The sequence below is a fragment of the Pseudomonas auratipiscis genome, assembly GCF_036324085.1.
In the GTDB taxonomy this organism is placed as follows: Bacteria; Pseudomonadota; Gammaproteobacteria; order Pseudomonadales; family Pseudomonadaceae; genus Aquipseudomonas; species Aquipseudomonas auratipiscis.
This window is the reverse complement of sequence record NZ_JAZDCU010000008.1, coordinates 83,582-108,770: the sequence shown is the minus strand read 5'-3', so window position 1 is coordinate 108,770 and position 25,189 is coordinate 83,582. Positions and strand designations below refer to the sequence as shown.

28 protein-coding genes are annotated in these 25,189 nt (G+C 56.6%); 16 read left to right on the top strand and 12 right to left on the bottom strand.

The window, feature by feature from the left end; genetic code table 11:
• Window positions 1–9 precede the first annotated feature (9 nt).
• The 5 genes from V0R60_RS13360 to V0R60_RS13340 form a co-directional block, all read right to left on the bottom strand.
• Window positions 10–1,140: a copper resistance protein B gene (locus V0R60_RS13360; protein WP_330079857.1), complete on the bottom strand. Its 1,131-nt coding sequence runs from the start codon at window positions 1,138–1,140 to the stop codon at window positions 10–12.
• On the bottom strand, window positions 1,130–1,459 hold the full coding sequence (locus tag V0R60_RS13355) for a hypothetical protein (RefSeq protein ID WP_302028803.1): 330 nt from the start codon (window positions 1,457–1,459) through the stop codon (window positions 1,130–1,132). The genes V0R60_RS13360 and V0R60_RS13355 overlap by 11 nt, the downstream gene beginning before the upstream one ends.
• A 14-nt stretch (window positions 1,460–1,473) precedes the next feature.
• Entirely contained in the window at window positions 1,474–3,327 is a 1,854-nt protein-coding gene (locus V0R60_RS13350; protein WP_330079856.1) for a copper resistance system multicopper oxidase, read from the bottom strand.
• Window positions 3,328–3,513: 186 nt separating this feature from the next.
• On the bottom strand, window positions 3,514–3,720 hold the full coding sequence (locus V0R60_RS13345) for a co-regulatory protein PtrA N-terminal domain-containing protein (RefSeq protein ID WP_302028805.1): 207 nt from the start codon (window positions 3,718–3,720) through the stop codon (window positions 3,514–3,516).
• A 252-nt stretch (window positions 3,721–3,972) separates the two neighbouring features.
• The gene (locus V0R60_RS13340) at window positions 3,973–4,332 is read right to left on the bottom strand and encodes a co-regulatory protein PtrA N-terminal domain-containing protein (protein WP_302028806.1); all 360 of its coding nucleotides are present in this window, start codon (window positions 4,330–4,332) and stop codon (window positions 3,973–3,975) included.
• A gap of 192 nt (window positions 4,333–4,524) precedes the next feature.
• Between V0R60_RS13340 and V0R60_RS13335 the strand changes: the two genes are divergently transcribed.
• The 7 genes from V0R60_RS13335 to V0R60_RS13305 all read left to right on the top strand — a co-directional run bounded on the left by V0R60_RS13335 (window position 4,525) and on the right by V0R60_RS13305 (window position 13,555).
• A complete protein-coding gene (locus V0R60_RS13335; RefSeq protein WP_302028808.1) occupies window positions 4,525–5,202 on the top strand; it encodes a heavy metal response regulator transcription factor in 678 nt (225 codons plus the stop codon).
• On the top strand, window positions 5,202–6,596 hold the full coding sequence (locus V0R60_RS13330; RefSeq protein WP_302028810.1) for a heavy metal sensor histidine kinase: 1,395 nt from the start codon (window positions 5,202–5,204) through the stop codon (window positions 6,594–6,596). Before V0R60_RS13335 ends, V0R60_RS13330 begins: the two co-directional genes overlap by 1 nt.
• 273 nt (window positions 6,597–6,869) lie before the next feature.
• Entirely contained in the window at window positions 6,870–7,211 is a 342-nt protein-coding gene (locus tag V0R60_RS13325; RefSeq protein WP_302028812.1) for a hypothetical protein, read from the top strand.
• A gap of 98 nt (window positions 7,212–7,309) precedes the next feature.
• The gene (locus V0R60_RS13320; RefSeq protein ID WP_302028813.1) at window positions 7,310–8,566 is read left to right on the top strand and encodes a TolC family protein; all 1,257 of its coding nucleotides are present in this window, start codon (window positions 7,310–7,312) and stop codon (window positions 8,564–8,566) included.
• Window positions 8,563–10,047: an efflux RND transporter periplasmic adaptor subunit gene (locus V0R60_RS13315; protein ID WP_302028814.1), complete on the top strand. Its 1,485-nt coding sequence runs from the start codon at window positions 8,563–8,565 to the stop codon at window positions 10,045–10,047. The genes V0R60_RS13320 and V0R60_RS13315 overlap by 4 nt, the downstream gene beginning before the upstream one ends.
• A complete protein-coding gene (locus V0R60_RS13310; RefSeq protein ID WP_302028816.1) occupies window positions 10,044–13,202 on the top strand; it encodes an efflux RND transporter permease subunit in 3,159 nt (1,052 codons plus the stop codon). The genes V0R60_RS13315 and V0R60_RS13310 overlap by 4 nt, the downstream gene beginning before the upstream one ends.
• Entirely contained in the window at window positions 13,199–13,555 is a 357-nt protein-coding gene (locus V0R60_RS13305) for a copper-binding protein (RefSeq protein WP_330079855.1), read from the top strand. Before V0R60_RS13310 ends, V0R60_RS13305 begins: the two co-directional genes overlap by 4 nt.
• 77 nt (window positions 13,556–13,632) lie before the next feature.
• On the opposite strand, the gene V0R60_RS13300 is transcribed toward V0R60_RS13305, so the two are convergent.
• The 5 genes from V0R60_RS13300 to V0R60_RS13280 form a co-directional block, all read right to left on the bottom strand.
• Window positions 13,633–13,764 carry a YHYH domain-containing protein gene (locus V0R60_RS13300; protein ID WP_191832992.1) on the bottom strand — a complete coding sequence of 44 codons (132 nt, stop codon included), beginning with the start codon at window positions 13,762–13,764 and terminating at the stop codon, window positions 13,633–13,635.
• Between the two features lie 130 nt (window positions 13,765–13,894).
• Window positions 13,895–14,635, bottom strand: a complete 741-nt coding sequence (locus V0R60_RS13295; RefSeq protein ID WP_302028820.1) for a TraX family protein — start codon at window positions 14,633–14,635, stop codon at window positions 13,895–13,897.
• On the bottom strand, window positions 14,635–15,072 hold the full coding sequence (locus V0R60_RS13290) for a YqaA family protein (RefSeq protein ID WP_302028822.1): 438 nt from the start codon (window positions 15,070–15,072) through the stop codon (window positions 14,635–14,637). Before V0R60_RS13290 ends, V0R60_RS13295 begins: the two co-directional genes overlap by 1 nt.
• 13 nt (window positions 15,073–15,085) lie before the next feature.
• Window positions 15,086–16,222 carry a nickel/cobalt efflux protein RcnA gene (locus V0R60_RS13285; protein WP_302028824.1) on the bottom strand — a complete coding sequence of 379 codons (1,137 nt, stop codon included), beginning with the start codon at window positions 16,220–16,222 and terminating at the stop codon, window positions 15,086–15,088.
• 7 nt (window positions 16,223–16,229) lie between these two features.
• A complete protein-coding gene (locus V0R60_RS13280) occupies window positions 16,230–16,547 on the bottom strand; it encodes a metal-sensing transcriptional repressor (protein WP_302028825.1) in 318 nt (105 codons plus the stop codon).
• A 511-nt stretch (window positions 16,548–17,058) separates the two neighbouring features.
• Here V0R60_RS13280 and V0R60_RS13275 point away from each other — a divergent pair.
• The gene (locus tag V0R60_RS13275; RefSeq protein WP_330079854.1) at window positions 17,059–17,796 is read left to right on the top strand and encodes a HupE/UreJ family protein; all 738 of its coding nucleotides are present in this window, start codon (window positions 17,059–17,061) and stop codon (window positions 17,794–17,796) included.
• Window positions 17,797–17,808: 12 nt separating this feature from the next.
• On the top strand, window positions 17,809–18,465 hold the full coding sequence (locus V0R60_RS13270) for a transmembrane anchor protein (RefSeq protein WP_302028828.1): 657 nt from the start codon (window positions 17,809–17,811) through the stop codon (window positions 18,463–18,465).
• Between the two features lie 506 nt (window positions 18,466–18,971).
• On the opposite strand, the gene V0R60_RS13265 is transcribed toward V0R60_RS13270, so the two are convergent.
• Both V0R60_RS13265 and V0R60_RS13260 read right to left on the bottom strand, forming a co-directional pair.
• Window positions 18,972–20,063, bottom strand: a complete 1,092-nt coding sequence (locus tag V0R60_RS13265) for a flavin-containing monooxygenase (RefSeq protein ID WP_302028829.1) — start codon at window positions 20,061–20,063, stop codon at window positions 18,972–18,974.
• Window positions 20,064–20,104: 41 nt separating this feature from the next.
• Complete coding sequence (locus V0R60_RS13260) at window positions 20,105–20,443, bottom strand: ArsR/SmtB family transcription factor (protein WP_302028830.1); 339 nt, start codon at window positions 20,441–20,443, stop codon at window positions 20,105–20,107.
• A 115-nt stretch (window positions 20,444–20,558) separates the two neighbouring features.
• Between V0R60_RS13260 and V0R60_RS13255 the strand changes: the two genes are divergently transcribed.
• Genes V0R60_RS13255 through V0R60_RS13225 form a run of 7 tightly spaced genes read left to right on the top strand, consistent with a single transcriptional unit; the run spans window position 20,559 to window position 25,180 of the window.
• Window positions 20,559–20,972: an arsenate reductase ArsC gene (locus tag V0R60_RS13255; RefSeq protein ID WP_302028831.1), complete on the top strand. Its 414-nt coding sequence runs from the start codon at window positions 20,559–20,561 to the stop codon at window positions 20,970–20,972.
• 8 nt (window positions 20,973–20,980) lie between these two features.
• On the top strand, window positions 20,981–21,337 hold the full coding sequence (locus tag V0R60_RS13250) for a metalloregulator ArsR/SmtB family transcription factor (protein WP_028944961.1): 357 nt from the start codon (window positions 20,981–20,983) through the stop codon (window positions 21,335–21,337).
• Window positions 21,338–21,356: 19 nt separating this feature from the next.
• Window positions 21,357–21,827: an arsenate reductase ArsC gene (locus V0R60_RS13245; protein WP_302028834.1), complete on the top strand. Its 471-nt coding sequence runs from the start codon at window positions 21,357–21,359 to the stop codon at window positions 21,825–21,827.
• Window positions 21,828–21,845: 18 nt separating this feature from the next.
• On the top strand, window positions 21,846–22,907 hold the full coding sequence (arsB, locus tag V0R60_RS13240) for an ACR3 family arsenite efflux transporter (protein ID WP_302028836.1): 1,062 nt from the start codon (window positions 21,846–21,848) through the stop codon (window positions 22,905–22,907).
• 4 nt (window positions 22,908–22,911) lie between these two features.
• Window positions 22,912–23,628, top strand: coding sequence for an arsenical resistance protein ArsH (arsH, locus tag V0R60_RS13235; RefSeq protein WP_302028838.1), 717 nt, complete (start codon window positions 22,912–22,914; stop codon window positions 23,626–23,628).
• An 11-nt stretch (window positions 23,629–23,639) separates the two neighbouring features.
• Entirely contained in the window at window positions 23,640–24,143 is a 504-nt protein-coding gene (locus tag V0R60_RS13230; protein ID WP_302028839.1) for a cyclin-dependent kinase inhibitor 3 family protein, read from the top strand.
• Window positions 24,144–24,175: 32 nt separating this feature from the next.
• Window positions 24,176–25,180: an ArsJ-associated glyceraldehyde-3-phosphate dehydrogenase gene (locus tag V0R60_RS13225; protein ID WP_302028841.1), complete on the top strand. Its 1,005-nt coding sequence runs from the start codon at window positions 24,176–24,178 to the stop codon at window positions 25,178–25,180.
• The last annotated feature ends 9 nt before the right edge of the window (window positions 25,181–25,189 follow it).

The following is a 25,189-nucleotide window of genomic DNA, read 5'->3' as shown; positions in this document are numbered from 1 at the left end:
GTCAGGTTCTCAAAACCACATCCGAATACCGGCAACGAATCGGGCTTCGTCCACATCCCCACCTTCGTCTCGAATCAGGTCGGAAGTTTTGCCGTAGGAGCGGCTCCAGGTGATGCCTATGTAGGGTGCAAATTGGCGAACAAGTTCATATCGTAAGCGCAGTCCAACTTCGGTGTTGGCGAGGCCGGAGCCTACACCGCGCTCAGGATCGTTTTTGCCATAGAAATTAGCTTCAGCGGTTGGCTGCAAGATCAGGCGATTGGTCAGGAGGATGTCGTATTCGCCTTCCAGCCGTGCGGCGCTCTGACCATTCTCACCAATGAAAGCGGTGGCTTCAGCCTCGAATTCGTATAGCGCCATGCCCTGAATACCGAAAGCTGCCCATGTCTGGGGAGATTCTGGTTTGAAATCCTGGCGAACCCCAGCAACCACATCCCACCAAGGACCGATTGAGCGCCCGTACAAAAGCTGCAGCTCAGCATCCTCGGTAACGCCATTCATGCGCTCGCCCTCAGAACGGATCCATAGCCGATTGATGTCACCTCCAACCCATCCCGAAGCATCCCAAGCCAGCGTGCTGCCTTCGTCTGCATTCTGGTACTCAAGCTGATCCAACAAGAAGAAGCTGTTGATACCGCTATCGTGGACTTCATGACCGCCCAGTGGGGGAAACGCCGCTTTTCGATCCGCGTCGGTCAATACAGGAATCGGAGTACGACTGGTCGTCGTGGGGGCATTGGCAGAGCCGTGGTCCATCTTCGAATGATCCATGGCTCCGTGATCCATTCCTTCCATACTCCCATGGCCCATCTTGCTGTGGTCCATGGAACTAGGTTTTACCTTAGGTTGACCGTGCCCCATCTTGCTGTGATCCATGGAGTCCATGCTTCCCTGCATGGAGCCATGATCCATCTTGCTGTGATCAACAGAAGCGGGCTTTTTCGGCTGCTTGCTTGCCCCCATCTGGCTGTGGTCCATACCCTGCATCGCGCTTTGTGAGGAGGCTGGATCCATTTGCATAGACCCATGCCCCATCGCTGAATGGTCCATTTCTTCAGCCGCAAAGCTGGGCGCCCCACTCAGTGCGCCGAGGGACACAGCCAATGCCAAGAGCGATGGTCGTGCCAGCCTATTGGTCATCTTTCCCTGCCTTAGCTTTTTCGCCGCCTTGCGAATCCATCATTTTGCTGTGATCCATGCCTTCCATCGAGCCATGATCCATGCCCTTCATAGAGCCATGATCCATGCCCTTCATAGAGCCATGATCCATGCCTTCGGCTTGCTTACCCTGTGCGCCCTTGGTTCCGGCGTTGGATTTAGCTGAACTTGGGGCGTTAGCAGACTTCTGAGTGTGTTGCTCATGATTATCACTGGACCACGAGGAAGGGGCATAAACAGCCAGAAGACCTACCATGGCGGCAGAGAAGAAAAAGGCGCTACGTTTCATTGGTTTGCTCATCTCAGATCTCCAGTTTATTCGTCCACACGGACTTCTCGAAACATGCCCATTTCCATGTGGAGCAGTAGGTGGCAGTGGTAGGCCCATCGCCCTAAAGCATCGGCAGTCACGCGATAGCTTCGTTTTGAGCCAGGAGGCATGTCGATGGTGTGTTTTCGCACCATGAAGTTACCGTCCTCGTCCTCCAGGTCGCTCCACATGCCGTGGAGATGGATGGGATGAGTCATCATGGTGTCGTTGACCAACGTGAGGCGAAGACGCTCGCCATATTTGAGGCGCAGAGGCTCGGCATCAGAAAACTTAATCCCATCAAAAGACCATGAGAACTTTTCCATATGCCCGGTGAGGTGTAGTTCGATCGTACGACCAGGCTCACGGCCGTCTGGATCAATGAAAGTGCTTCGCAGATCCGCATACGTCAGGACACGGCGTCCATTGTTGCGCAGTCCGATTCCTGGATCGCTCAACTTAGGCGTCGGCGACATCGTCTGCATGTCGACCAAGGGGTTGTTGGTCTCCGAATCTGGGTGAGTCTGCATGGCACCGCCCATGCCAGCCATACTGCTGTGGTCCATCTCAGCCATCTTGCTGTGATCCATGCCGGCCATGCTGCTATGGTCCATTCCAGCCATCTTGCTGTGATCCATGCCGGCCATGCTGCTATGGTCCATTCCAGCCATCTTGCTGTGGTCCATGCTGGGCATACCGCCCTGCGTTGCGCCGTGATCCATCCCGCCCATACCGCCGTGATCCATGCCCATATCGCTCATCGAGATGAGAGGACGTGGATCAACTGCTGGCACGGGCGCTTGCAAACCTTCACGGACGGCCAAGGTGCCCCTGGAGTACCCTGTACGATCCATGGTTTGCGCGAAAATGGTGTAAGCCTGCGCATCGTCCGGCTCGACGATTACATCGTAGGTTTCTGCAACCGCAATTCGGAACTCATCAACCTTCACCGGTTTGACATGCTGTCCGTCGGCTGCGACCACAGTCATTTTCAAACCAGGAATACGCACATCGAAGTACGTCATGGCCGAGGCGTTGATGAACCGCAGCCGGATTTTTTCGCCCGGCTTGAAGATTCCCGTCCAGTTGCTGTCCGGGGCCTGGCCATTCATAAGATAGGTGTAGGTATAGCCGCTCACGTCAGCTAGATCAGTTGGGCTCATGTTCATCTCAGCCCACATTTTCCGGTCCGCCACGGCAGCTGACCATCCCATCTCGCTTACGTCGTTGACGAAATCGCCAACCGTACGCTTGTGGTAGTTGTAATAGTCCGACTGCTTCTTGAGCTTGGACAGAACCCTGGCAGGGTCCTCATCGGTCCAGTCGCTAAGCATGACCACATAATCTCGTTCATAGGTGAACGGTTCGGGCTCCTTCGCATCGATGACTAATGCACCGTACACCCCGACTTGTTCCTGGAGACCAGAATGGCTGTGGTACCAGTAGGTCCCGTTCTGATGGACCTTAAATTTGTACTCATACATGCCATCAGGTGCGATGCCATGGAAACTTAGGCCGGGCACACCATCCATGTTCGCCGGCAGGATGATGCCGTGCCAATGGATGGAAGTGTCCTGCTTCAAGCGGTTGCGAACCCGGAGCGTGACAGTGTCACCTTCGCGCCACCGAAGAATCGGTCCGGGCAGCGAACCATTGATCGCCATTGCCGTACGAGCTGCTCCGGTGATGTTGACCGGCAGTTCGCCGATGTACAGATCAAAATCGGTGCCTGTCAGCACATTAGGTTGGCCAGGGCTGGTCAGGGCCCAGACCGGCGTGCGCCACATGCCCAGTCCACCAAGTAGTCCAGTAGCGGCCAGGCCTTTGACGAAGGATCGTCTCGTGGTTTTGCTTTGCATGCCGAAGTGTCCAGTCAGTCAGGTAATTCGCTGATAATCGGGCTGTTCGAGGTCGCAGGTCCCGGTTTCCTTAGGATTCCCATAGTCGTTGTAGGCTTTTAAGAAAGCACAAGCCGCGGTGGGAAAAAGCAATCTGAAACTGCCACATAACAGATTCCCGAGTGATTACATTTCTGTAAGCTCGGCTCAGCAGCTCTCATGCTTCGCTTGTTTGTGAATCTCTGCTGCTACCGGCGCCTGGTCTTTCTTCTGCTGTGCAAGCTGAAACGCACTCATGGAGGTCTGACGGGCTGCCTCCATCCTTGCAAAGGTACGGTCGGCACCGCCTTCGGCCAGAGCAAGGCTAGTCATGCCAAAGGTAACCATCATCACGAGCGCTTTGATCAAGTTCATTAGTTGTTCCTCTACGAGTTACGGTGAGCCCCAAGGGCTTCAGGCTTAGGGTCACATTAGCTAGCCTGCGCTTTCAGAAAGCTGAGCTCGACATTACAGTTCTGTCAGGCTCTCGCGACTGATCATTTCGATCCGGCCATACGCCTGCTGCGGAGACTGAAACGAAATGACTGCTCCCAACGCAAAAAAAAACGGCGCCGTTTGGGCGCCGCTAGGCCAAAGGAGCAAGGGGGAACGGCCGTGAATTCAGGGTTATGGATGACACTCCTTGTCCGCCATCATTAGCTTGTGCTCGCGGACCATCTGACCAAGGACGTCATCCACCATCTTGTCGTGCTTCTCCATCCACACGAGATGTTCATCTTTTGTCATGCCGGTTTTGGGATGGTCTTGATGCAGCTGGTTCATCAAGTCCTGCAACATGGCCATGTGCTCCTTCATATGTACATGCCGTTGGCTGGGGTCAGCTTTCTCCGCTTTTATCAGTACGACCTCGGCCCGGTCCCGAAGTAACTGGATTCTTTCGAGCGCACGGTCGCTTCCACCTTCAGCGAACACAACTGACGACAGCAGCATCGCTGTAGCAAAAAGCACGGGTTTGAGCGATTTCACAGGACGATCTCCATCAGGTTGTCAGGGTCACTGCTACCGCTAACGGCAGGCACGATTGCGATGCCGGTCATAACAAACCGTAGACAGGACTCCCTTACAGCCGCCTGATGCATACATTACTTTTGCGTCAGGTTCTGGTTGGGCGACTTTTTTGCTGCAAACTGAAGATGTACACCATTGGGGTCGGAGCACATGAAAATACTAGTAGCTGAAGATGAACCCAAAACCGGAGCCTACTTGCAGCAGGGCCTCGCAGAGGCAGGTTTTACTGTTGATCGTGTCCTCTCAGGTACCGACGCCCTTCAACATGCACTGAGCGATAGCTACGACCTGCTAATTCTCGACGTGATGATGCCAGGGCTAGATGGGTGGGAAGTCCTGCGGATGGTTCGTGCAGCAGGTAAGGACGTCCCTGTCTTGTTCCTGACGGCTCGTGATGGCGTGGACGATCGAGTGAAAGGCCTTGAGCTGGGGGCCGATGACTATCTGATCAAGCCCTTCGCCTTCTCAGAGCTACTGGCTCGGGTGCGAACCTTATTACGCCGAGGCACCAGTGCTTCAGCCCAAACCATCATGAAGATGGCAGACCTTGAGGTAGACCTTCTCAAGCGGAGAGCCACCCGAAACGGCAAACGAATCGATCTCACTGCCAAGGAATTTTCACTTCTTGAGCTTTTGATGCGCCGGCGCGGTGAAGTGTTGCCAAAGTCCTTAATTGCATCCCAAGTGTGGGACATGAATTTTGACAGCGACACCAATGTGATCGAGGTGGCGATTCGGCGGCTGCGGGCAAAAATTGATGACGACTTTGCTCCGAAGCTCATTCACACAGCCAGAGGCATGGGCTACATGATGGATGCACCTGACTGATGCTGTCTCAGTCCTCACTCGTCAAACGCCTGACCTTGATGATCATGTTCGCGGTCATCGCTGTACTGGTGGTCGCAGGCATCAGCTTCAACATGCTGGCTCAACATCACTTTCGAATGCTCGATGAACAAGCGCTATCCGAGAAGCTGGAGTCGACAAGACACATCCTGTCGATCCAGGCGCCGGTAGCGAGGCTGGAAGAACTGCGACCGCAACTACGTGCACTATTAGGCGCCCACCAGGATCTGACGGCGGAGATCCTCACCTCAGACGGTACTGTGCTGTTTTCAGATCTCAAAGCATTGCAGATCCCCGATCGTTACAAGCGAGCTGACAAAGCAGTCATCTGGGAATGGAAGGACGAATCTCATAACTTCCGCGGCGTCACGTCTCGCGTCGAAATCCAAGGCGACCCAGCCCCCGGTACCGTCATGCTGATGCTGGATATCACCAGCCATGTGCATTTCTTTGAAACCCTGCAACGGTGGTTCGGAATCGGTCTGGTTATCAGCGCGTTGGTCAGCGCAGGCTTAGGTTGGTTGGTCGCGAAAAGTGGGCTGCGCCCCGTCGAGCAGATTACGAAGGTTGCGACGTCCATGTCTGCTAGGTCACTCCAAGAACGCATCCCCCTGGAACCGGTGCCACTTGAACTTCAAGAACTGATCTTGTCCTTCAACGGAATGCTCGCACGCCTGGACGACGCATTCGTTCGCCTATCCAATTTTTCGGCCGACATCGCGCACGAGTTAAGAACCCCGGTGAGTAACCTGCTGACGCACACCGAGGTCGTGCTGACCAGGAAACGCGATTTGGACGCGTATGAAGAGAACTTGTACTCGAATCTGGAGGACCTCAAGCGGATGTCCCGCATGATCGATGACATGCTCTTCCTCGCCAAGGCTGACAACAGACTCATCATTCCTGAGCAGGTCGATATCAAACTTGAAGATCTCGTATCTAAACTCTTCGAGTACTACCAATTACTGGCTGAAGATCGAGGAGTACGGCTAAGCCTTCATGGAAGGGGAATCATCACTGGAGACCGTCTGATGATCGACCGAGCTGTGTCCAATGTTCTTTCGAACGCCATGCGATACACGCCGGAAGGAAACGAAATTGCGGTGGAGATCCAGCATTCCTCAGACAAGGTGACTCTCACCATCCGAAATGGCGGAGCCACAATTGACTCGCAGCACATCAACAAGATATTTGATCGTTTCTACCGTGCCGATCCGGCCAGGCGGGAGGGAGGTCCCAGCAATGCAGGGCTCGGTCTTGCGATCACCCGTTCCATTGTGGAAGCACACAAAGGCAGAGTCTGGTGCACCTCATCTGAAGGTATGACCGCCTTTCACTTTGCTTTTCCTGCCAATCAAAGGGAAGCAGTCGGGTAGCAAGCGCTTTTGCCATTAATATTCAACTAACCAATTTCGCCTACATTCGCCCACATGTCACCACTGTGCAGCCAAGCGTGATGCCTGGGGGCCTGAATTTTGACAACTTCGGGGAAGCGCCGACTGCCCAAGCCTCCTAGTTGGCTTCTTTCCGAGGCATGGTGGTGTCTGCGAAACTCAAAAAGATTCGTGGACTCTCAAAATCTAGTCAATGGGCTCTTCCTGAGGGATTTGTAATTGTCCGGTGCTTTAGCAGCGACTAGACTCCCAAGCATGAAACGCTACCTACGGTGTTGCGTCATTTTCCTGATTAGCCTGGCGCTTCCCCTCAGTGGGATGGCGGGCATAGAGGTACCGACTGAACCCTGCCCAATGAAAACCATGGACAAGGCGATGATGGACGACATGGGCATGGACTGCTGCAACGATATGAAAAGCCCAGTCGAACACGGCAAGCCCTGCAAGCCGGGCCAGGAATGCAAGACTGGCGGCATGCTACAAGTCTCGATCATCAAACCTCCTGTTACCTTGTCCAGCCCCGTCGTGGCGACCCTCTTCGTCGATTTCCTACTTACGCAGCCCCCTTCAGGGGTATGGCGACCGCCCTGCGCCTGATTCCTGTACCAGACTGAGTCTCATCGCCATTGATGCGATGGCATACCTGCGTGCATCTCTGAAGAGACACGCCGTGATTCATCACAGGAATCGTGAACATGAACTCCAAGTGCTATTGCACAGGTTGGCCCCTCGTGGCCGGTCTGCTGGCAAGTGTACTGGCATTGCCGAGCGTTGCTGCCCCTCTGACTCTCGATGAAGCCTTACGGTTGGCCGAGAACAACGCGCCCTCACTGACGGCCCAGGCAGCCAAACTGCAAGCTGCCAGTAACGCCGCAATCCCCGCCGGGGAACTACCCGATCCCAAGTTGATACTAGGGGTACAGAACTACCCGATTGGCGGCGCCGATCGTTGGAGCATTGACCAGGACTTCATGACCATGCGAATGATTGGGGTTATGCAGGAAGTGCCCAACAGTAACAAGCGCCGGGCGCGTACCGAGGTCGCTGAAGCGGCCGTTGATCGAGCCGCGGCTGAAGGTCGAATCGAGCGATTGAATGTCCGACAGGCCACGGCTTCAGCCTGGATCAGCAGCTATTCCGTCGAGCGTAAAGAGGTGCTATTCCAGGACTTTTATAAAGAAAATCGTCTGTTGAGCGATACCGTCCATGCGCAGATCGCCGGTGGCCGCGCCCAGCCTGCCGATGCAGTCACACCCAGGCAGGAAGCAGCGCGGTTAGCAGAACAACAGGACGATCTAACTCTTCAGCGCGCACAAGCTCGAGCTGCTCTCAAGCGCTGGATTGGCGCCGCCGCCAATGACCAGCCGGTGGGCCGTCTGCCGAAATGGCCTTTCAATACTTCAGACTTTTCCCACAAGTTGCAACATCACCCTGAACTGGCAGCGTTTGTACCGAAGACCCGCGAGGCTGAAGCCAAGGTACGCGAAGCCGAAGCGGAAAAGCAGCCCGACTGGAGCTGGGAAGTCGATTACCAGCACCGCGGACGGGAGTTCGGCGACATGGTCAGCGTGGAATTTTCATGGGACCTGCCGTTGTTCCCCGGCTCCCGACAAAATCCCGGGATCGCTGCCAAACACGCTGAGCTGAATCAATTGGAAGCCGAGCGCGAAGCTCTTACGCGCGAGCGTACCCAGCAACTGGAGGCGGATCTCGCTGACTACGAGCGTCTGAACCGTGCCGTGAGCCGCAGCCAGGAAACCCTGGTCCCCCTGGCCAAGGAAAAAGTTGGGCTGAGTATGGCCAGCTACCGCGCCGGGAAAGGCGACCTGGCGTCTGTTATCGCAGCCCGACGTGAACTCGTCGAGGCTCGCCTCAAACAAATCGACGTCGAAGAACAGCGAGCGCTGACGAATGCTCGCTTGTATTTCAACTACGGGGACAACAGCCAATGAGCACTCGAATTTGGAGAGGGGTTTTGTTGACTGGCTTATCGGCGGCCCTGGGGCTTGCTGGTGGATACTGGTTCGCTCAGCAACGTATGAGCCCAATGACTGGTACGTTCGCCGAGCAAGGCTCCAAGGCAAAAGATCAACGCAAGGTGCTGTATTGGTACGACCCGATGTCCCCGCAGCAAAGGTTCGAAAAACCGGGCAAATCGCCCTTCATGGATATGGAGTTGGTGCCCCAATATGCTGATTCTGCGGTGGACAGCTCAGGCATCAGCATCGACCCGAGCCTGGCCCAGAACCTCGGCCTGCGTTTTGCGACAGTCACTCGTGGAGCCCTCGCCTCCAGCTTGGATGTTGTCGGATTGCTGGCGTTCAACGAGCGGGATGTTGCGGTGATCCAGGCTCGTACCGCAGGCTTTGTGGAGCGGGTCTATGCCCGCGCTCCAGGCGACGTGCTCAAGGCCAATGCACCACTAGCGGATATCCTGGTACCGGAGTGGGCTGCTGCTCAGGAAGAATTCCTCGCACTTAAACGTAATGGCGATGCCGACTTGTTGATGGCGGCGCGCCAACGGCTGCGCCTCACGGGAATGCCGCCGGCACTGATTACTCAGGTAGATCGCAGCGGCAAGGTCCAGCCAAACATGACCCTTACCAGCCCCATTGGCGGTGTGCTTCAGGAGTTGAATGTCCGTACGGGGATGACCGTAACAGTCGGCGCGACGCTGGCCCGAGTCAATGGTTTGAGCAGCGTCTGGCTGGCGGTAGCCGTTCCAGAGTCAGAAACTGGATCGATCATCGTCGGACAGACGGTAGAAGCACGCCTGCCAGCCTTCCCAGGGACAGTACTCAACGGCACGGTCAGTGCAATTCTGCCGGAAACAAATCCGGACAGCCGCACCGTTCGTGTGCGAGTCGAGCTCCCAAACTCTGACGGGCGACTCAGACCGGGAATGACAGCGCAGGTGCGTCTGACCCATACGACCGATCAGAGTACGTTATGGGTACCGAGCGAGGCGGTCATCCGTACCGGCCGGCGCACGCTGGTGATGCTCGCTGAAGATGCGGGGCGCTACCGTCCGGTAGAGGTGCAGCTCGGGCAGGAAAACGATGGGAAGACGGTGGTATTGAAAGGTCTGCAAGAAGGTCAACAGGTGGTCAGCTCTGGACAATTCTTGCTCGACTCCGAGGCCAGCCTCAAGGGTATCGCCGCAAGTACGCTGGAAATGTCAGCACCTCGCACAGCAGCCTCTTCTTTTCATGAGGCGGATGGGGAAATCATTGAGATTAATCGCAAAGACGTGACCCTCGCCCATGGTCCCTTCAAGACACTGGGCATGCCGGGCATGACCATGAGCTTTCCATTGGCGGCCCCTGCCCTGATGCAAGGGCTCAAGAGGGGCGACAAGGTCCGGGTCTCAGTGAGCCAAACCGATGATGGTTTTCGCGTTGAACGCTTGGAGAAAACTGGGGGCCAGCCATGATCGCCGCCCTTATCCGTTGGTCAGTGGCTAACCGCTTCCTGGTGCTGTTGGCCACGCTGTTTGTCACGGCCTGGGGCGTCTTGTCGGTGCAGAGCACGCCCATCGATGCGCTGCCGGATTTGTCCGATGTGCAAGTGATCATTCGCACCCCGTATCCGGGGCAAGCGCCACAGATTGTTGAAAACCAGGTGACCTACCCATTGGCTACCACCATGCTCTCGGTACCCGGCGCCAAAACTGTGCGCGGTTACTCCTTCTTCGGCGACAGCTTCGTGTACGTGCTGTTCGAAGACGGTACCGATATGTATTGGGCTCGCTCGCGAGTGTTGGAATACCTCAGCCAGATACAAAGCCGTTTGCCCACCAGCGCCAAACCGGCCTTGGGGCCAGATGCCACTGGGGTGGGTTGGATCTATCAGTACGCCCTAGTGGATCGCACCGGTGGGCACGACCTGGCGCAACTCCGTGCACTTCAGGACTGGTTTCTCAAATTTGAACTGAAGAGCTTACCCAATGTGGCGGAAGTGGCCACCGTGGGCGGTATGGTTAAGCAGTACCAGGTGCAGCTCAACCCACTCAAACTGGCCAGCCTGGGTATCACCCAGGCGCAGGTCCGCGAGGCGATTGGCAAGGCCAACCAAGAAACCGGTGGCGCCGTGTTAGAGATGGCGGAAACCGAGTTCATGGTTCGCGCCTCCGGTTACCTGAAGACATTGAATGACTTTCGAGCAATTCCGCTCAAGCTCGATGCCAGTGGCGTACCAGTAACCCTCGGCGAAGTCGCGACGATCCAGTTGGGTCCAGAGATGCGTCGCGGCATTACTGAACTCGACGGCGAAGGCGAGACTGTCGGCGGAGTGGTGATACTACGCAGCGGCAAGAACGCTCGTGAAACCATCACGGCGGTCAAGGCCAAACTCGACGAACTGAAAAGTAGCCTGCCGGCGGGTGTAGAAATCGTCACCACTTACGACCGCAGCAAGCTAATCGACCGCGCAGTGGAAAACCTCAGCTACAAACTTCTAGAGGAGTTCATCGTCGTCGCTCTGGTCTGCGTGATCTTCCTTTGGCATCTGCGCTCATCCTTGGTGGCCATTATCTCCCTGCCGGTTGGGATACTGATTGCTTCTATCATCATGCGCCACCAGGGAATCAACGCCGACATCATGTCCCTGGGCGGGATTGCCATCGCCATCGGCGCCATGGTCGATGCCGCCGTGGTGATGATCGAAAACGCCCACAAAAAGGTCGAAGCTTGGCACGCGGCCAATCCAGGGGCAGAACTGAAGGGCGAACATCACTGGCATGTGATGACCGAAGCAGCGGCTGAAGTAGGGCCGGCGCTGTTCTTCTGCCTATTGATCATCACTCTGTCGTTTATTCCAGTGTTCACCCTGGAGGCTCAGGAAGGTCGTTTGTTCGGTCCGCTGGCCCTCACCAAAACCTACGCCATGGCGGCGGCGGCCGGATTGTCGGTAACCCTGGTGCCGGTGCTGATGGGCTATTGGATTCGTGGACGAATCCCCAATGAGGAGCAGAACCCGCTGAATCGCTGGCTGATCAGGATCTATCAACCAGCCTTGGATGCGGTGCTGCGCCGGCCAAAAATCACCATACTGGTCGCGTTTATGGTGTTTCTCAGCGCGCTCTGGCCAATGTCTCGGTTAGGCGGCGAATTCCTTCCGGCACTGGACGAAGGTGATCTGCTTTACATGCCTTCGGCCTTACCGGGGCTGTCAGCACAGAAGGCAGCACAGCTTTTACAGCAGACCGACCGCCTGATCAAAACGGTGCCCGAAGTCGAGCACGTCTTCGGTAAAGCGGGTCGCGCCGAAACCGCCACCGATCCGGCCCCGTTGGAAATGTTCGAAACTACCATCCAGTTCAAACCACGCGAGCAATGGCGAGCTGGATTGACCCAAGAGAAATTGGTGGAAGAACTGGATCGAGTGGTACGGGTCCCGGGGTTGACCAATATTTGGATACCGCCAATTCGCAACCGCATCGACATGCTTGCGACCGGTATCAAGAGTCCGATTGGGGTGAAAATTTCCGGCACCAACCTAACGGAGATTGATGCCGCGACACAGGCCGTCGAGCGCGTGGCCAAGGATGTGCCCGGTGTCAGTTCGGCCCTGGCCGAGCGATTGACCGGTGGTCGCTATATCGACGTGGATATCGACCGTAAAGCTGCCGCTCGCTACGGGCTGAACATCGCCGATGTACAGTCGATTGTGGCCGGTGCTATAGGCGGTGAAAACGTTGGAGAGACTATTGAAGGGCTAGCGCGCTTCCCGATCAACGTCCGTTATCCCCGTGAATGGCGTGATTCCCTCGGCGCTCTGGAGCAATTACCGATCTACACCCCTTTGGGTAGTCAGATCACCCTTGGCACAGTAGCGAAGATCAAGGTCAGTGACGGTCCGCCAATGCTCAAGAGCGAGAACGCTCGGCCGTCTGGCTGGGTGTACATCGATGTACGCGGCCGGGATATTGCTTCGGTGGTCACCGACTTGCGCCGAGTCGTCAGTGAGCAGATCAAGTTACAGCCAGGGATGAGCCTGAGCTACTCAGGGCAGTTCGAGTTCCTCGAAAGGGCTAATGCCCGGCTCAAGCTGGTGGTGCCGGCCACGCTGGTAATCATCTTCGTGTTGCTCTACCTGACCTTTGCCCGCTTTGACGAGGCCTTGTTGATCATGGCCACGCTGCCATTCGCTCTGACCGGCGGAGCATGGTTCCTCTATCTGCTGGGCTTCAATCTGTCGGTGGCCACCGGCGTCGGCTTTATCGCCCTGGCCGGCGTGTCTGCCGAATTTGGCGTGATCATGCTGCTGTACCTGAAGAACGCCTGGGCCGAACGTGAAGACCTCGGTGACAACACTGAATGCGGACTGTTGGCCGCGATTCGCGAAGGTGCGGTGCAGCGGGTTCGCCCCAAAGCCATGACCGTGGCAGTGATCATCGCCGGCTTGTTGCCGATTCTCTGGGGCAGCGGCACCGGTAGTGAAGTGATGAGTCGCATCGCCGCGCCGATGGTCGGTGGCATGGTCACCGCGCCCTTGCTTTCTCTCTTTGTCATTCCGGCGGCCTACCGCTTGATGCGCCGTCGGCACCTCCCCAACGTATCCACCCACCCTCAAGGAAAAGTCGTATGAAACTGACCCTGATCGCCGTTGCAAGTACCGTTGTCGCACTGTCCGCCCAGGCGGAGGACATGCCGGGTATGAAGAAGGACGCTATGCCCATGGAGGGCATGCCGATGAAACAAGAAACCAAGCAGGCTCCAGTGGCCAAAGCCGAGGGAACGATCAAGGCTGTCGATACCACGAAGCACACAGTGACGATTGCGCATGGCGCCGTGCCAGCCCTGCAGTGGCCCGCCATGACCATGGCATTCAATGCGACAACCAAGCAACTGGCAGGCCTGAAAGTTGGGGATCAAGTAGCGTTTGAGTTTCGTGCCGAGGGAATGGCAGCCACTATCGTGTCGATCAAGCCCCTGAAGTAACAATGGCATGGATGGTTGATTCGACCTTCCCTGATGACCACCATTGGAGAAGCCCAGCAACCGCTGGGCTTTGCCGCTTAGTGGCAGTGGTAGCCGCCAGTTTTGTGGTTGGTGTGGCAACCTTTAGCGTCGGTACCACCACTGTGCGCGAATGCGGCTACCGAGGAGAACGAAAGGACAGCGGCAATCACGAGGGAAACGACTTTCATCAGGCTAACTCCATGCGTAATTTTTGTAGGTGGAACCTTCCACCGCGCACAGGTTATGGCCAATCGCCTTTATCCGACAAGAATTTGCGGACTCGGTTATGGGTAAGCCGATGAAAGGCATTTTTGTGCCTCAAAGACACAAGCGAAGGGCTTGCAACGCAACCAAGTGCCCAGGATAGAACCAATACCCCCACTGGCGAACCGGTTGCACATTAAAATGCAGGCTCTGACGTAGCAGCCACAGTCCTAGAAGCGGAGCAGCAAAAGCGGTGCCCAAGGCTAAAATCGACGGAGGGTCGAAATCCAGAGCCTTGGCAACGATGCTGCTGCGCGTATTGATTAACACGCACAGAAGCGCAGGCAGTAACCACAGTATACCTGGCCGCTTGATTGCAACGAGCACTACCGCTGGTACAAGGACGCCGTAGAGCCCGTACATCAGCGTATCGTCGAGCAGGTAAGCAAGCACGCCCGTAGTTATAGCCATGGCTCCGGCCAGCCATGTGCGGTGGTGAACCCCCCAGGTGACCAGCAGTCCCAATGTCAGGGTAATCAGTACGTTGAACAAGCCGGACGTGCTGATGTATCGATAGGGCACCTCGGAGATGATCGCGAACAGGATCATCAAGATGAGGTATCTGCTATTGGTCGCTGTCAGCAGTTCACCGGGTCTTGTGCGCGCCACATTGGCGGCAATTGCTACGCAAAACAGCGGAAAGGCGAGCCGCCCGACGATAAATAAGTCGCCCATTTCGGGCCACACCAAACGCAGGTGATCGATGACCATTGTGATCATGGCCAACCACTTGATTAGGTCCTGGCCAGCATTGCGGTGCTTGAAAGCTGGTGCTGTTGGCTCATACGCGCTCATCACGAGCCTCCCAGAACCAGCACAGTTAGCAACAGGTACCGCCCTCCCTTGGCCAGGGTGACAATCAGAAGGAAACGCCACAAAGGCTCACGCATGATGCCTGCGACCAGTGTCAGTGGATCGCCAATGATGGGGGCCCAGCTGAGTAGCAAGGACCAGTGGCCGTAGCGCTGATAGAACTGTTGGGCTTTTTCGAGCTTGCTCTCACTGACCGGAAACCAACGCTTATGCCGAAAGTGCTCGATGCTGCGCCCAAGTATCCAGTTCAGCAACGAGCCCAGGACGTTGCCAGCAGTAGCCACCAGCAGCAGTGTCAAGGGCACGAATTTGTCGGAGACAAGCATGCCGACAAGCACTGCCTCTGACTGCATGGGCAGCAGGGTGGCGGCCCCGAGTGCCGCCAGAAACAGGCCGATGTAGCTGGTCAGTTCGAACACTGTGCAGCCCCCCTCAGCTGTTCAGACCGATCCAGCCATGGAAGCCCACATAGAGGCCGACACCGATAATCAGGACGCAGGAGAGGTACGGCGCACGCCGCGCCACGGTACCCAGCCATGGCCAGCGATTGGAGGCTTGTCTTGCGCCAATTGCTGCTGCGCTTCCTACGGCCACTAGGGTAAGCGCCAACCCAATGCTGAAGCACAGAACCAGCATGCCGCCCAGTGCGACCTCTTTAACCTGAAGACAGAGCAGCAATACGGTGATGGCGGCAGGGCATGGAATGAGGCCACCGGTCAGGCCAAACATGATGATCTGACCTGTTGTCACTTCTCGGTTGGTAAAGCGCTTACGGATGTCGTTGGCATGGGCACGTTCATGCGCGTCCTGGTAGCCATCGACTGACAGTTCTAAACCCTCAAGCTCAGAGTTGACGTGACCATGATCGTGCTCGCGGTAAGCGAGATCATAGTCATGCGAATGACCTGCATGGCCGAGGCTGAGTCGTGCGCTGAATTCATGGGGTTCAGGAATATCAACCGTGGACTGGAGGTACCCCTCTCGCTCGACGAAGGCGAACTGCTGGGACTTACCGTCGGGCCTGGTGGTAGTCAATAGAACGTGGGCAGCCGACCAGGCATGGCCACTGAGTACTTTCATCCGCCAATGCGGGGGTACACCGTCTTCGAAGATGGAAAGCTCGATCCGGCCATGGCCGGTATCAATACGGTGAGTCTCATCATGATGGCCGTGATCATGATCGCCATGATGGTGATGATCGCCTTGCTCGAACTTGAACATCTGCTCGCCACGCCATGTCCGCCAGAGCATCCACAGGGCAATCACAATGATCAGGGCAGAAGACGCGAGCTGGAAGTAAGGCTCAGTAGTCTGTGCATCCAACCCCTTACCCAGGTACATCCCCCCAATAGCAACCAGCCATACCACCAACGTGTGGGAGATCGTGGCAGCAAGGCCCAACAGAATCGCCTGTTTCACCGATCCACGAATAGCAACGATGAACGCGGCCATCATGGTTTTAGAGTGACCAGGCTCAAGCCCGTGGAGAGCACCAAGTAGGATGGCACTGGGGAAATAAAGCCAGGCGTGGGCTCCGCCCTGCTGCAGCAACTCTGCGAAATTCGGCATGGGGAACCTAAAGGTACTTAGTGATTTGCTTGAATTCTTCAAGCGAGGAGCGATCACCGTTACTCAATGCCGCAACGGTGTCTTCCAGGCAGTGGTCGATGTGATCCTGAATAAGTGTCCGCTTGGCTTGGCAAACCGCTTTTTCAACAGCATGCAACTGCTGTGCGATGTCGACGCACTCCCGGCCTTCCTCGATCATCGTGATGATGCTTCGCAGGTGGCCGTCCGCACGCTTGAGGCGTTTGATGATTGCTTCGTGGCTTTGGTGAGAGTGTGTATGACCATGCGGGTGGTCATGGGCATGGAGGTGCTCATGCTCAGTCATGACTTGAGTCTCTGGTTCCGATGAATTACGCTGGCATCTTATCCCCCTGGGGGGGATAGGTCAAGCGCGCTTCAGATTCTTTGGAATTGGCCTGAAAGGCACCTGTGATGTTTAGTCGTTCTCTCTCAACGATGGTGATTCTTGCTCTCGCTCTGGCCGTTATCTCGGCTTGGACGGGGCATGCCTATACGTTGTCAGTACCTGGCAAACATCCTGTAGCAGAGGTGGTGCAAGGAGCTGAGAGTGATCACAGCCATGGTGCATCGTCTTGTACGCAGTGCTCCGACCATTACCACTCGCCACTTACCCCTGATCACCAGCACGAAACCCCTCAGCTGAGCTCTACGGCGCAGCTTGCTGCGCAACAGAAGCCATTCCTACGGCTCGCCGCGCCAGGACATTCACTTCCCCGATCACCAATATTCCTGATCGAGCGTCCCCCCCGTCCTCCGATTGCTTCCTGACCATGGCCGCACAGCGGCTTAAGTTCATTGCAACGTAGGATTGATCCATGCACTTGCACCCAACGAGTAGCGGGGATGTGTTCGCTATGCGCTCACGCCGACCTCTATTGCTGCTCTTTATACTTGTTGCATCGCTTTGTTTAGTCATGCCCGAGGCGTTGGCTCATGCCGTCGCCGAGGGTGATAAAGGCTTCATCCAGGAAAGCTCCGGCGTGATGTTATTGCCGTTCATCTATATGGGCGCCAAGCACATGATGACGGGGTACGATCACCTGCTCTTCCTCTTCGGAGTGATCTTCTTCCTGTACCGAATGAAGGACGTCGGGCTCTACGTCACGCTATTTGCCGTTGGGCATTCGGTCACCCTCTTACTGGGCGTACTCACGGAAATCAGCATCAGTTCATATGTGATTGACGCCATCATCGGTTTCTCTGTGGTGTACAAGGCGCTCGACAACCTTGGCGCGTTTCAACGCTGGTTTGGCTTCCAGCCAAATACCAAGGTGGCCACGCTGGTGTTTGGCCTGCTGCATGGCTTCGGCCTGACGACCAAGATCCAGGAGTACGAAATCTCTGCGGATGGCCTGATCCCCAACCTGATTGCCTTTAACGTTGGCGTTGAGGTTGGCCAACTGTTGGCGCTTGGCAGCATTCTCATCCTGATGGGCTATTGGCGGCGGACAGCCAGCTTTTGGCGCCATGCCTACACCGCCAACGTCGCCATGATGAGTGCCGGTTTCCTGCTTATGGGTTACCAGCTGACCGGCCTGCTTGTTTCCTCGTAAGGAATTCTGACTATGTTCAATACCCCGCTTCCAACTGCAAGTGAGCTGCCCAGCAGCCGTCAGCTCGTCCGTTCCACCGTCATTGCTTTGGCCACTGCCTTGGGGTTGCTGGTGACGGTAGTGATGCCCTCTGAGTACGCGATTGATCCCACCGGGGTTGGTCGAGCTTTGGGTCTGACACAAATGGGTGAGCTGAAAATCATCTTGGCGCAAGAGGCATTGGCCGATGCTGCGCCACCACAACCGAGCGCTGCTGCTCCAACTCCTGTGGTCGCACCAGCGCCGCAACCAGTGGCTCAAGTGCAGCCTCAAGCCACTCCGGTTGTACAACCCACCACAGCAACGCCTGGGGTGAAGGCTGATTACATGACGTTGACGCTAAAGCCAGGCGAAGGCCGAGAAATCAAGCTGGAGATGCGCAAGGGTAGTACAGCCAGTTACGAGTGGACCACGACTGGGCCGGTCAACCATGACACTCATGGTGAAACCTATAACGCAGCTCAAGGCGATTTCCACAGCTACAGCAAAGCCAAGCAGGTGAAGAGTGACAAAGGAGAGATCACCGCTCTATTCGACGGCACACATGGATGGTTCTGGCGTAACCGCACCAACAGTGACGTGACAGTCTCGCTAAAAACCTCTGGCGACTACCTGACTGTCAAAAAGTAACCCTCCGACACTGCGCCCCAGCGAACCGCTGGGGCGCCATTTGCCTTCGCTTTTTTTAGGAAAAGAACTATATGAAAACCCCAGCAGTGCTGCTTCGCTCCGTTTTGTTGATCTGCTTTCTTGGCCTGATGACTGCTTGCAGTGGCGGCGAAACAGAGACGACCTCCGACAGTGGAGGCCATGGGCATTCGCACGACTGATTGGCAGTGGTTGAGACCGTAACGCGGTCTCAACCTTGCCTTGGTCACAATGATCAATTGCGGATAGAGATAAGCGCCAAAAAATCTCTAATGGCTAAGTGCAATCAGTCATATAGGTAAATGACCGAATTGCGCTATAAACCGTCTATCTCAAGACAGGGATTCGTTATGAATCTTGCATCCGGGTTAGGCAGGCTATTTTCCGGAAATGACCTGATGGCCAGCGCTGTGCAGTTCAATTTACTGCGCTGGTTCTCTTGGTCAGCGTCCTCATCATCACCGTGGTGGGACTCGGATTACCAGAGGTTAAACCTGACGGGGCGAAGCTGACAGGTGAGACGAACGCCCCTTGCTCAGGTATTGAAGCAGTCGGGGCATCAGGTAACCCGCGTCAGCACCCACGCCCCTCAGTGTTGCCGAAGCGAAGTTTCTTTGTTTAGGCAAGCCCACGAAGTACAAGCCGGGCATCTGGCTGGCCACACCGTTGTTCTGCAACACACGCCCACTCCGGTCTTCAACCGGGAGGTCTGACAGGAAATCGAGGTTTGGCTGGAAGCCCGTCGCAAAGATCAGCGCACCGATCTGGGTGGTGCTTCTGTCTGGCCAGACCACACCGTCGGGCAGCACCTGCTGGAACATGGCTCTGCGCTGGAATCGGCCGGTGTCTAAGGCCTTCCGGTACTTGCCGGTGTCGAGCACGGGCGTGCTCTGGTCACTCAACCATCGCGTTTGCTCCAACCTGGTAAATTTCAGCCAGGTATGAAAATCGAGTCCGAGTATTCGCTGCGGGAAGAAACGGATTTTCTCGCGGGTAGCCAGCACTACCTCAGCGACGCCTGCAAGCTCATAGGCAATCTGAACAGCCGAGTTCGCAGCTCCAACCACTACAACGCGCTGGCCAGCAAAGGGCTCTGGCGTTCGATAAGCCGAGCTGTGCAGACAAGTCCCTGTAAAACCCTCCAGCCCAGGAATACTGGGCGTAAACGGACGACTAAATCCTCCCGATGCTACGACCACAGAACGTGCGGTGAAGATCACTCCGGTGTCGCAGCGAATCTCAAACACCTTTTCCTTCTGCGCTACGCCCACCACTCGGGTACCTCCCTGAAAAGGAAGTCGAAACTCGGCAGCGTAGGCTTCCAGGTACTTCACTACCTCGTCTCGTAGTGGATAGCTCTTGGGGTCACCAGGAAACGGCAGCCCTGGCAACGCCGAGTATTCCGCCGGCGAGAACAACTGCAGGCTGTCATAGTAGTTACGCCAGTTTCCGCCTGGGCGTGCCTGCTCATCGATGATGAGAAAATCCAAGCCGTGTTGCTGCAAGTGCCAACCAAGCGCCAAACCTGCTTGGCCTCCCCCAATGACAACCACATCCAAAGTACGACTCAATTCATTCATATGTGCACACTCATGCATATATCAAGAGAAAAAAAGCCTAGCTACGGGCAGCACAGCGAAACCAGACCCTTGGTTCGCTGGAGGAGGTCCTCCAAACGCTCGACGATCGCCCCGCCATTCACTTCATAGAAAACCTGTCTGCCCACTTTGGTGGCTTTCACGATGTGAGCGTCGTGCAGCACCTGTAAGTGCCTTGAAATCACAGAGCGCTCCTGCGGCAAGGCTTTGGCGATTTCGCCGACATCCGCCCTCCCTAACTGAAGCACGCGCTTAAACACCGCGACCCTAGAGGGTTCGCAGAGCGCTTTGAAGAAGGCTTCATCCAGCGACTCGATGGCAGCATCGATAGCTTGGGCGCGGAGATTATCGGTAGTCGTCATGAGAGCAATATATGTGCATGAAGACGCACATGTAAAGCCACCCATCATAACAAGCTTGCGATACATTCGGAAAAGCGTATATTCGGAAAACCATATGCACGCAGAGTATCTAGTGATGACTGGCAAGATCCGCGTACTGTTTGTTTGCACCGCCAACGCTGCTCGCTCCCAGCTCGCCGAAGCATTGCTCCGACACACAGACCCTGTGCGCTTCGAGGCTTTCAGCGCAGGTACTCAGCCTGGCGAAGTCGACCCGCGAACCTATGCCGCCCTTGAGCACCTCGCCATCGACTCCAGCGCCCTGCGTAGCAAATCCATCGGCGAGTTCGCCGGTGATCACTTCGACTACGTCATTACCCTCTGTGACAAGGCCGCCCAGGAATGCCAAACGCTTCCGGCTTTTGGCGAGCAGTTGGTATGGAGCTTCGAAGACCCTGTCACCAGCGACAAACACGACGCCTTCCGCCACACGCTCCACGAGATTCATGAGCGCATCAAGATGTTCGTCCTCGTGAAAACCAAACACTGAGAACCGCTATGACTGACTCGCTGACCCCAACCAAGGTTTTCAAATGTCTCGCCGACGAGACCCGCATTCGGATGATGTTACTGATCGCTCGCGAGGAAGAGCTCTGCGTCTGTGAACTGACCTGTGCGCTGGAAGAAAGCCAGCCCAAGGTTTCCCGGCACCTAGCGCAATTGCGCACGTGTGACCTGCTGGAAGACCGCCGCCAGGGTCAATGGGTTTACTACCGGCTACATCCCGAGCTGCCCGCCTGGGTACGCGAGGTCCTGGCAACGACGCTGGAGGCCAATCGCGAATGGCTGAGCACCAGCTCCAAACGACTGGACACCATGGGTGACCGCCCACAGCGCGTGGCCTCCTGCTGCTGATCACTGCCGAGAAAAGCCGATGAAAGTTCTGTTCCTCTGCACCGCCAATAGCTGCCGCAGCATCCTGTCTGAAGCCATGTTCAACCACCTGGCCCCGACCGGTATGAAGGCCTTCAGCGCCGGCAGCCAGCCCAAGGGCGAGGCGCATCCGTTGTCCATCGCCGCGCTGCAGCGCGCCGGTATTTCCACCGATGGTCTCAGCAGCAAGTCCAGTGATGCACACGCCGAGCTCGCCCCGGACTTTGTCATCACCGTCTGCGACAAAGCCGCTGGCGAAGCATGCCCCGTGTTCTTTGGGCCGGCAGTGAAGGCCCACTGGGGCCTTTCTGATCCGTCGGACCTGCAAGGTAGCGCCGCCGAACTGGATGAGGCTTTCGACGCCACGCTTGAGCACATCAAGCGCCGCATTACGGCATTCCTCGCATTGCCTTTTGAACAACTGGATGCCGCCCAGCTCAAGGCCGAGCTGGCACGCATCGGAACGCTCTGACGTTAAGGGAGATTCACCATGAGCAAGAGCCGCCTTTCATTCCTCGATCGCTACCTAACGGTCTGGATCTTTTTGGCCATGGGCCTTGGCATTGGCCTCGGCAGTCTCTTCCAGGGACTGCCTGCATGGCTGAACAGCCTGTCGGTTGGCTCGACAAACATCCCCATTGCCATTGGCCTGATCGTCATGATGTACCCGCCATTGGCGAAGGTGAAATATGAGGAGCTGCCACAGGTCTTCAAAGACAAGCGCATCCTCGCCTTGTCGCTGATTCAGAACTGGGTGATTGGCCCGGTGCTGATGTTCGGGCTGGCTGTCGTATTCCTCTCCGACAAGCCCGAGTACATGACCGGCCTGATCCTCATCGGCTTGGCACGCTGCATCGCCATGGTGCTGGTGTGGAACCAGATCGCGGGCGGCAACAACCAGTACGTTGCGGGCTTGGTCGCCTTCAACAGCATTTTCCAAATTCTGTTCTTCAGCGTGTATGCCTGGATCTTCCTGGGCCTTCTGCCGCCTCTGTTCGGCCTGGAAGGTAGCATCATCGAAACCAGCTTCCTCGAAATTGCCCAATCGGTACTGATCTATCTGGGTATCCCATTCCTGGCTGGCTTCCTGACCCGCAAGATCCTGATCAGCCGTAAGGGCTCCGCGTGGTTCGAGGAGCGCTTCATTCCGAAGATCAGCCCGCTGGCACTCGTAGCGTTGCTGCTGACCATCGTCGCTATGTTCAGCCTGAAAGGCGACATGGTGCTGCAACTGCCTCTGGATGTGCTGCGCATCGCCATCCCACTGACCATCTACTTCGTGGTGATGTTCTTCATCAGCTTCTGGATGGGCAAGCTGCTGGAGGCCGACTACCCACGCACCACCGCGCTGGCATTTACCGCTGCCAGTAACAACTTCGAACTGGCCATTGCCGTGGCCATTGCCACTTTCGGCCTTGCCTCGCCGGTAGCGTTTGCCACCGTCATCGGGCCTTTGGTGGAAGTACCGGTACTGATCTCCCTGGTCGGCGTTGCCTTGTGGCTCAAGCGTCGCTGGTTCGATCAGCCATCTGGTGCCTTGTCCCAGGAGTGAAATCATGACCGAACACCATATCCCCAACATCGACAGTGATCTGATCGATCTGCCGTCTTCCGAAAAGCTGGCTATCGAGCAGCAGTCCACTCACAAACCGCGCATCCTGCTGCTGTATGGATCAACCCGAGAACGCTCTTTCAGCCGCCTTCTGACCGAGGAAGCAGCCCGCCTGCTGGAGCACTTCGGTGCCGAGACGCGGATCTTCAATCCGTCCGGCCTGCCGCTGCCGGATGACGTACCCGACGACTACCCCATGGTCAAAGAGCTGCGCGACCTGGTGCTCTGGTCGGAAGGCATGGTCTGGTGTTCGCCAGAACGCCACGGTGCGATGACCGGCGTGTTCAAGTCGCAGATCGACTGGATTCCGCTGAGCATGGGTGCCGTGCGACCGACGCAGGGCAAAACCCTCGCTGTGATGCAGGTCTGCGGGGGCTCGCAGTCGTTCAACGTGGTCAACCAGCTGCGCGTGCTTGGCCGCTGGATGCGCATGTTCACCATCCCTAACCAATCGTCAGTGCCGAAGGCCTATCTGGAGTTCGACGAGGCGGGCCGCATGAAGCCTTCTGCCTACTACGACCGTGTCGTCGACGTGATGGAGGAACTGGTGAAATTCACCCTGCTGCTTCGTGATCGTGCGGACTACATGGTTGATCGCTATTCCGAACGTAAAGAGTCCGCTGAAGAACTGTCGAAGCGCGTCAATCAACGCTCCATCTGAGGCTTTTGAGCATGCAACTGCACCCGTATTCCGTGCTGACTACTCCCCAGTTGATCGGCCAACTGATCTTCACCCCGTGCCCTGGCACCAAGGACACATCGGTCTCCCAGGCTCTGGCGACACTGCGCGATGCCGGCGCGAGCGCACTGGTAACCCTGATGCCAAATGAAGAACTGCTGCAGAACGAAGTCGATCTGTTGCCTGAGGAATGCCAGCTTTTGGGCCTCGAATGGTTCCACCTGCCGGTGGAGGATGATCAGGCTCCCGGCGAGCCCTTTGCTGCTGCCTGGGAAACCCATCGGGAGCGCCTAAAAGAGCTGGTGATGGCAGGCAAATCGATCGCTATTCACTGCAAGGGTGGCTCGGGCCGTACCGGCCTGTTCGCAGCCCGCCTGATGATCGAGTGCGGCATCCCTGTGGACGAGGCCATCGCTCAGGTTCAGGCCTTGCGCCCGCGAGCGATTCAAAACCCTGCACACGTCAGCTACATCAATCAGTTCACCAATACCCTCTGACCGCTCGCGAACCGCGACTCGAGAACAAGAACATGGCAATCAAAGTAGGCATCAATGGGTTTGGCCGCATCGGTCGCTTGGCGCTACGCGCGTCCTGGGACTGGCCTGAATTCGAATTTGTGCAGATCAATGACCCGGCCGGAGACGCTGAGATTCACGCCCACCTGATCAACTTCGACTCGATCCACGGACGCTGGCACCGCGAAGCAGGTACAGACGGCGACTCGGTGGTGATCGATGGCAAGCGCATCAAGGTCACGGCGAACAAGACCATTGCCGACACCGACTGGTCGGGCTGCGACCTGGTCATCGAAGCCAGCGGCAAGATGAAGTCGGTAGCCGTGCTCCAGGCCTACCTGGATCAGGGCGTCAAACGCGTGGTGGTCTGTGCCCCGGTGAAGGAAAAAGGCGCGCTGAACGTGGTGATGGGCGTAAACCAGCACCTGTTCGACCCGGCCCAGCACCGCATTGTCACCGCCGCGTCCTGCACTACCAACTGCCTGGCTCCGGTGGTCAAAGTGATTCACGAGAACTTGGGCATCCGCCACGGCTCGATCACCACCATCCATGACCTGACCAATACCCAGAGCATCCTTGATACACCGCACAAGGACCTGCGCCGCGCCCGTGCCTCGGGCATGAGTCTGATCCCGACCACCACCGGTTCGGCCACAGCGATCGCCGAGATCTTCCCCGAACTGCGCGGCAAGCTGAATGGTCACGCCGTGCGCGTACCGCTGGCAAACGCCTCGCTGACCGACTGCGTGTTCGAGGTGGCGCGTGAGACCACGGCTGAAGAGGTTAACTCGCTGCTGAAGGCTGCTGCCGAAGGCCCGCTGAAGGACATCCTGGGCTACGAAGAACGCCCACTGGTGTCCATCGACTACCGCACCGATCCGCGGTCTTCGATCATCGATGCGCTGTCGACCCTGGTGGTCAATGGTACTCAGGTGAAGATCTACGCCTGGTACGACAACGAGTGGGGGTACGCCAACCGTGCGGCGGAACTGGCACGACTGGTCGGCATCGCGGAGTAAGCGGCGATC

Excerpts from the sequence above, each read along its gene's own strand:
- V0R60_RS13360 (WP_330079857.1), bottom strand. The coding sequence starts at position 1,140 with ATGACCAATAGGCTGGCACGACCATCGCTCTTGGCATTGGCTGTGTCC.
- V0R60_RS13355 (WP_302028803.1), bottom strand. The coding sequence starts at position 1,459 with ATGAGCAAACCAATGAAACGTAGCGCCTTTTTCTTCTCTGCCGCCATG.
- V0R60_RS13350 (WP_330079856.1), bottom strand. The coding sequence starts at position 3,327 with ATGCAAAGCAAAACCACGAGACGATCCTTCGTCAAAGGCCTGGCCGCT.
- V0R60_RS13345 (WP_302028805.1), bottom strand. The coding sequence starts at position 3,720 with ATGAACTTGATCAAAGCGCTCGTGATGATGGTTACCTTTGGCATGACT.
- V0R60_RS13335 (WP_302028808.1), top strand. The coding sequence starts at position 4,525 with ATGAAAATACTAGTAGCTGAAGATGAACCCAAAACCGGAGCCTACTTG.
- V0R60_RS13330 (WP_302028810.1), top strand. The coding sequence starts at position 5,202 with ATGCTGTCTCAGTCCTCACTCGTCAAACGCCTGACCTTGATGATCATG.
- V0R60_RS13325 (WP_302028812.1), top strand. The coding sequence starts at position 6,870 with ATGAAACGCTACCTACGGTGTTGCGTCATTTTCCTGATTAGCCTGGCG.
- V0R60_RS13320 (WP_302028813.1), top strand. The coding sequence starts at position 7,310 with ATGAACTCCAAGTGCTATTGCACAGGTTGGCCCCTCGTGGCCGGTCTG.
- V0R60_RS13315 (WP_302028814.1), top strand. The coding sequence starts at position 8,563 with ATGAGCACTCGAATTTGGAGAGGGGTTTTGTTGACTGGCTTATCGGCG.
- V0R60_RS13310 (WP_302028816.1), top strand. The coding sequence starts at position 10,044 with ATGATCGCCGCCCTTATCCGTTGGTCAGTGGCTAACCGCTTCCTGGTG.
- V0R60_RS13305 (WP_330079855.1), top strand. The coding sequence starts at position 13,199 with ATGAAACTGACCCTGATCGCCGTTGCAAGTACCGTTGTCGCACTGTCC.
- V0R60_RS13300 (WP_191832992.1), bottom strand. The coding sequence starts at position 13,764 with ATGAAAGTCGTTTCCCTCGTGATTGCCGCTGTCCTTTCGTTCTCCTCG.
- V0R60_RS13295 (WP_302028820.1), bottom strand. The coding sequence starts at position 14,635 with ATGAGCGCGTATGAGCCAACAGCACCAGCTTTCAAGCACCGCAATGCT.
- V0R60_RS13285 (WP_302028824.1), bottom strand. The coding sequence starts at position 16,222 with ATGCCGAATTTCGCAGAGTTGCTGCAGCAGGGCGGAGCCCACGCCTGG.
- V0R60_RS13280 (WP_302028825.1), bottom strand. The coding sequence starts at position 16,547 with ATGACTGAGCATGAGCACCTCCATGCCCATGACCACCCGCATGGTCAT.
- V0R60_RS13275 (WP_330079854.1), top strand. The coding sequence starts at position 17,059 with ATGCACTTGCACCCAACGAGTAGCGGGGATGTGTTCGCTATGCGCTCA.
- V0R60_RS13270 (WP_302028828.1), top strand. The coding sequence starts at position 17,809 with ATGTTCAATACCCCGCTTCCAACTGCAAGTGAGCTGCCCAGCAGCCGT.
- V0R60_RS13265 (WP_302028829.1), bottom strand. The coding sequence starts at position 20,063 with ATGAATGAATTGAGTCGTACTTTGGATGTGGTTGTCATTGGGGGAGGC.
- V0R60_RS13260 (WP_302028830.1), bottom strand. The coding sequence starts at position 20,443 with ATGACGACTACCGATAATCTCCGCGCCCAAGCTATCGATGCTGCCATC.
- V0R60_RS13255 (WP_302028831.1), top strand. The coding sequence starts at position 20,559 with ATGACTGGCAAGATCCGCGTACTGTTTGTTTGCACCGCCAACGCTGCT.
- V0R60_RS13250 (WP_028944961.1), top strand. The coding sequence starts at position 20,981 with ATGACTGACTCGCTGACCCCAACCAAGGTTTTCAAATGTCTCGCCGAC.
- V0R60_RS13245 (WP_302028834.1), top strand. The coding sequence starts at position 21,357 with ATGAAAGTTCTGTTCCTCTGCACCGCCAATAGCTGCCGCAGCATCCTG.
- arsB (WP_302028836.1), top strand. The coding sequence starts at position 21,846 with ATGAGCAAGAGCCGCCTTTCATTCCTCGATCGCTACCTAACGGTCTGG.
- arsH (WP_302028838.1), top strand. The coding sequence starts at position 22,912 with ATGACCGAACACCATATCCCCAACATCGACAGTGATCTGATCGATCTG.
- V0R60_RS13230 (WP_302028839.1), top strand. The coding sequence starts at position 23,640 with ATGCAACTGCACCCGTATTCCGTGCTGACTACTCCCCAGTTGATCGGC.
- V0R60_RS13225 (WP_302028841.1), top strand. The coding sequence starts at position 24,176 with ATGGCAATCAAAGTAGGCATCAATGGGTTTGGCCGCATCGGTCGCTTG.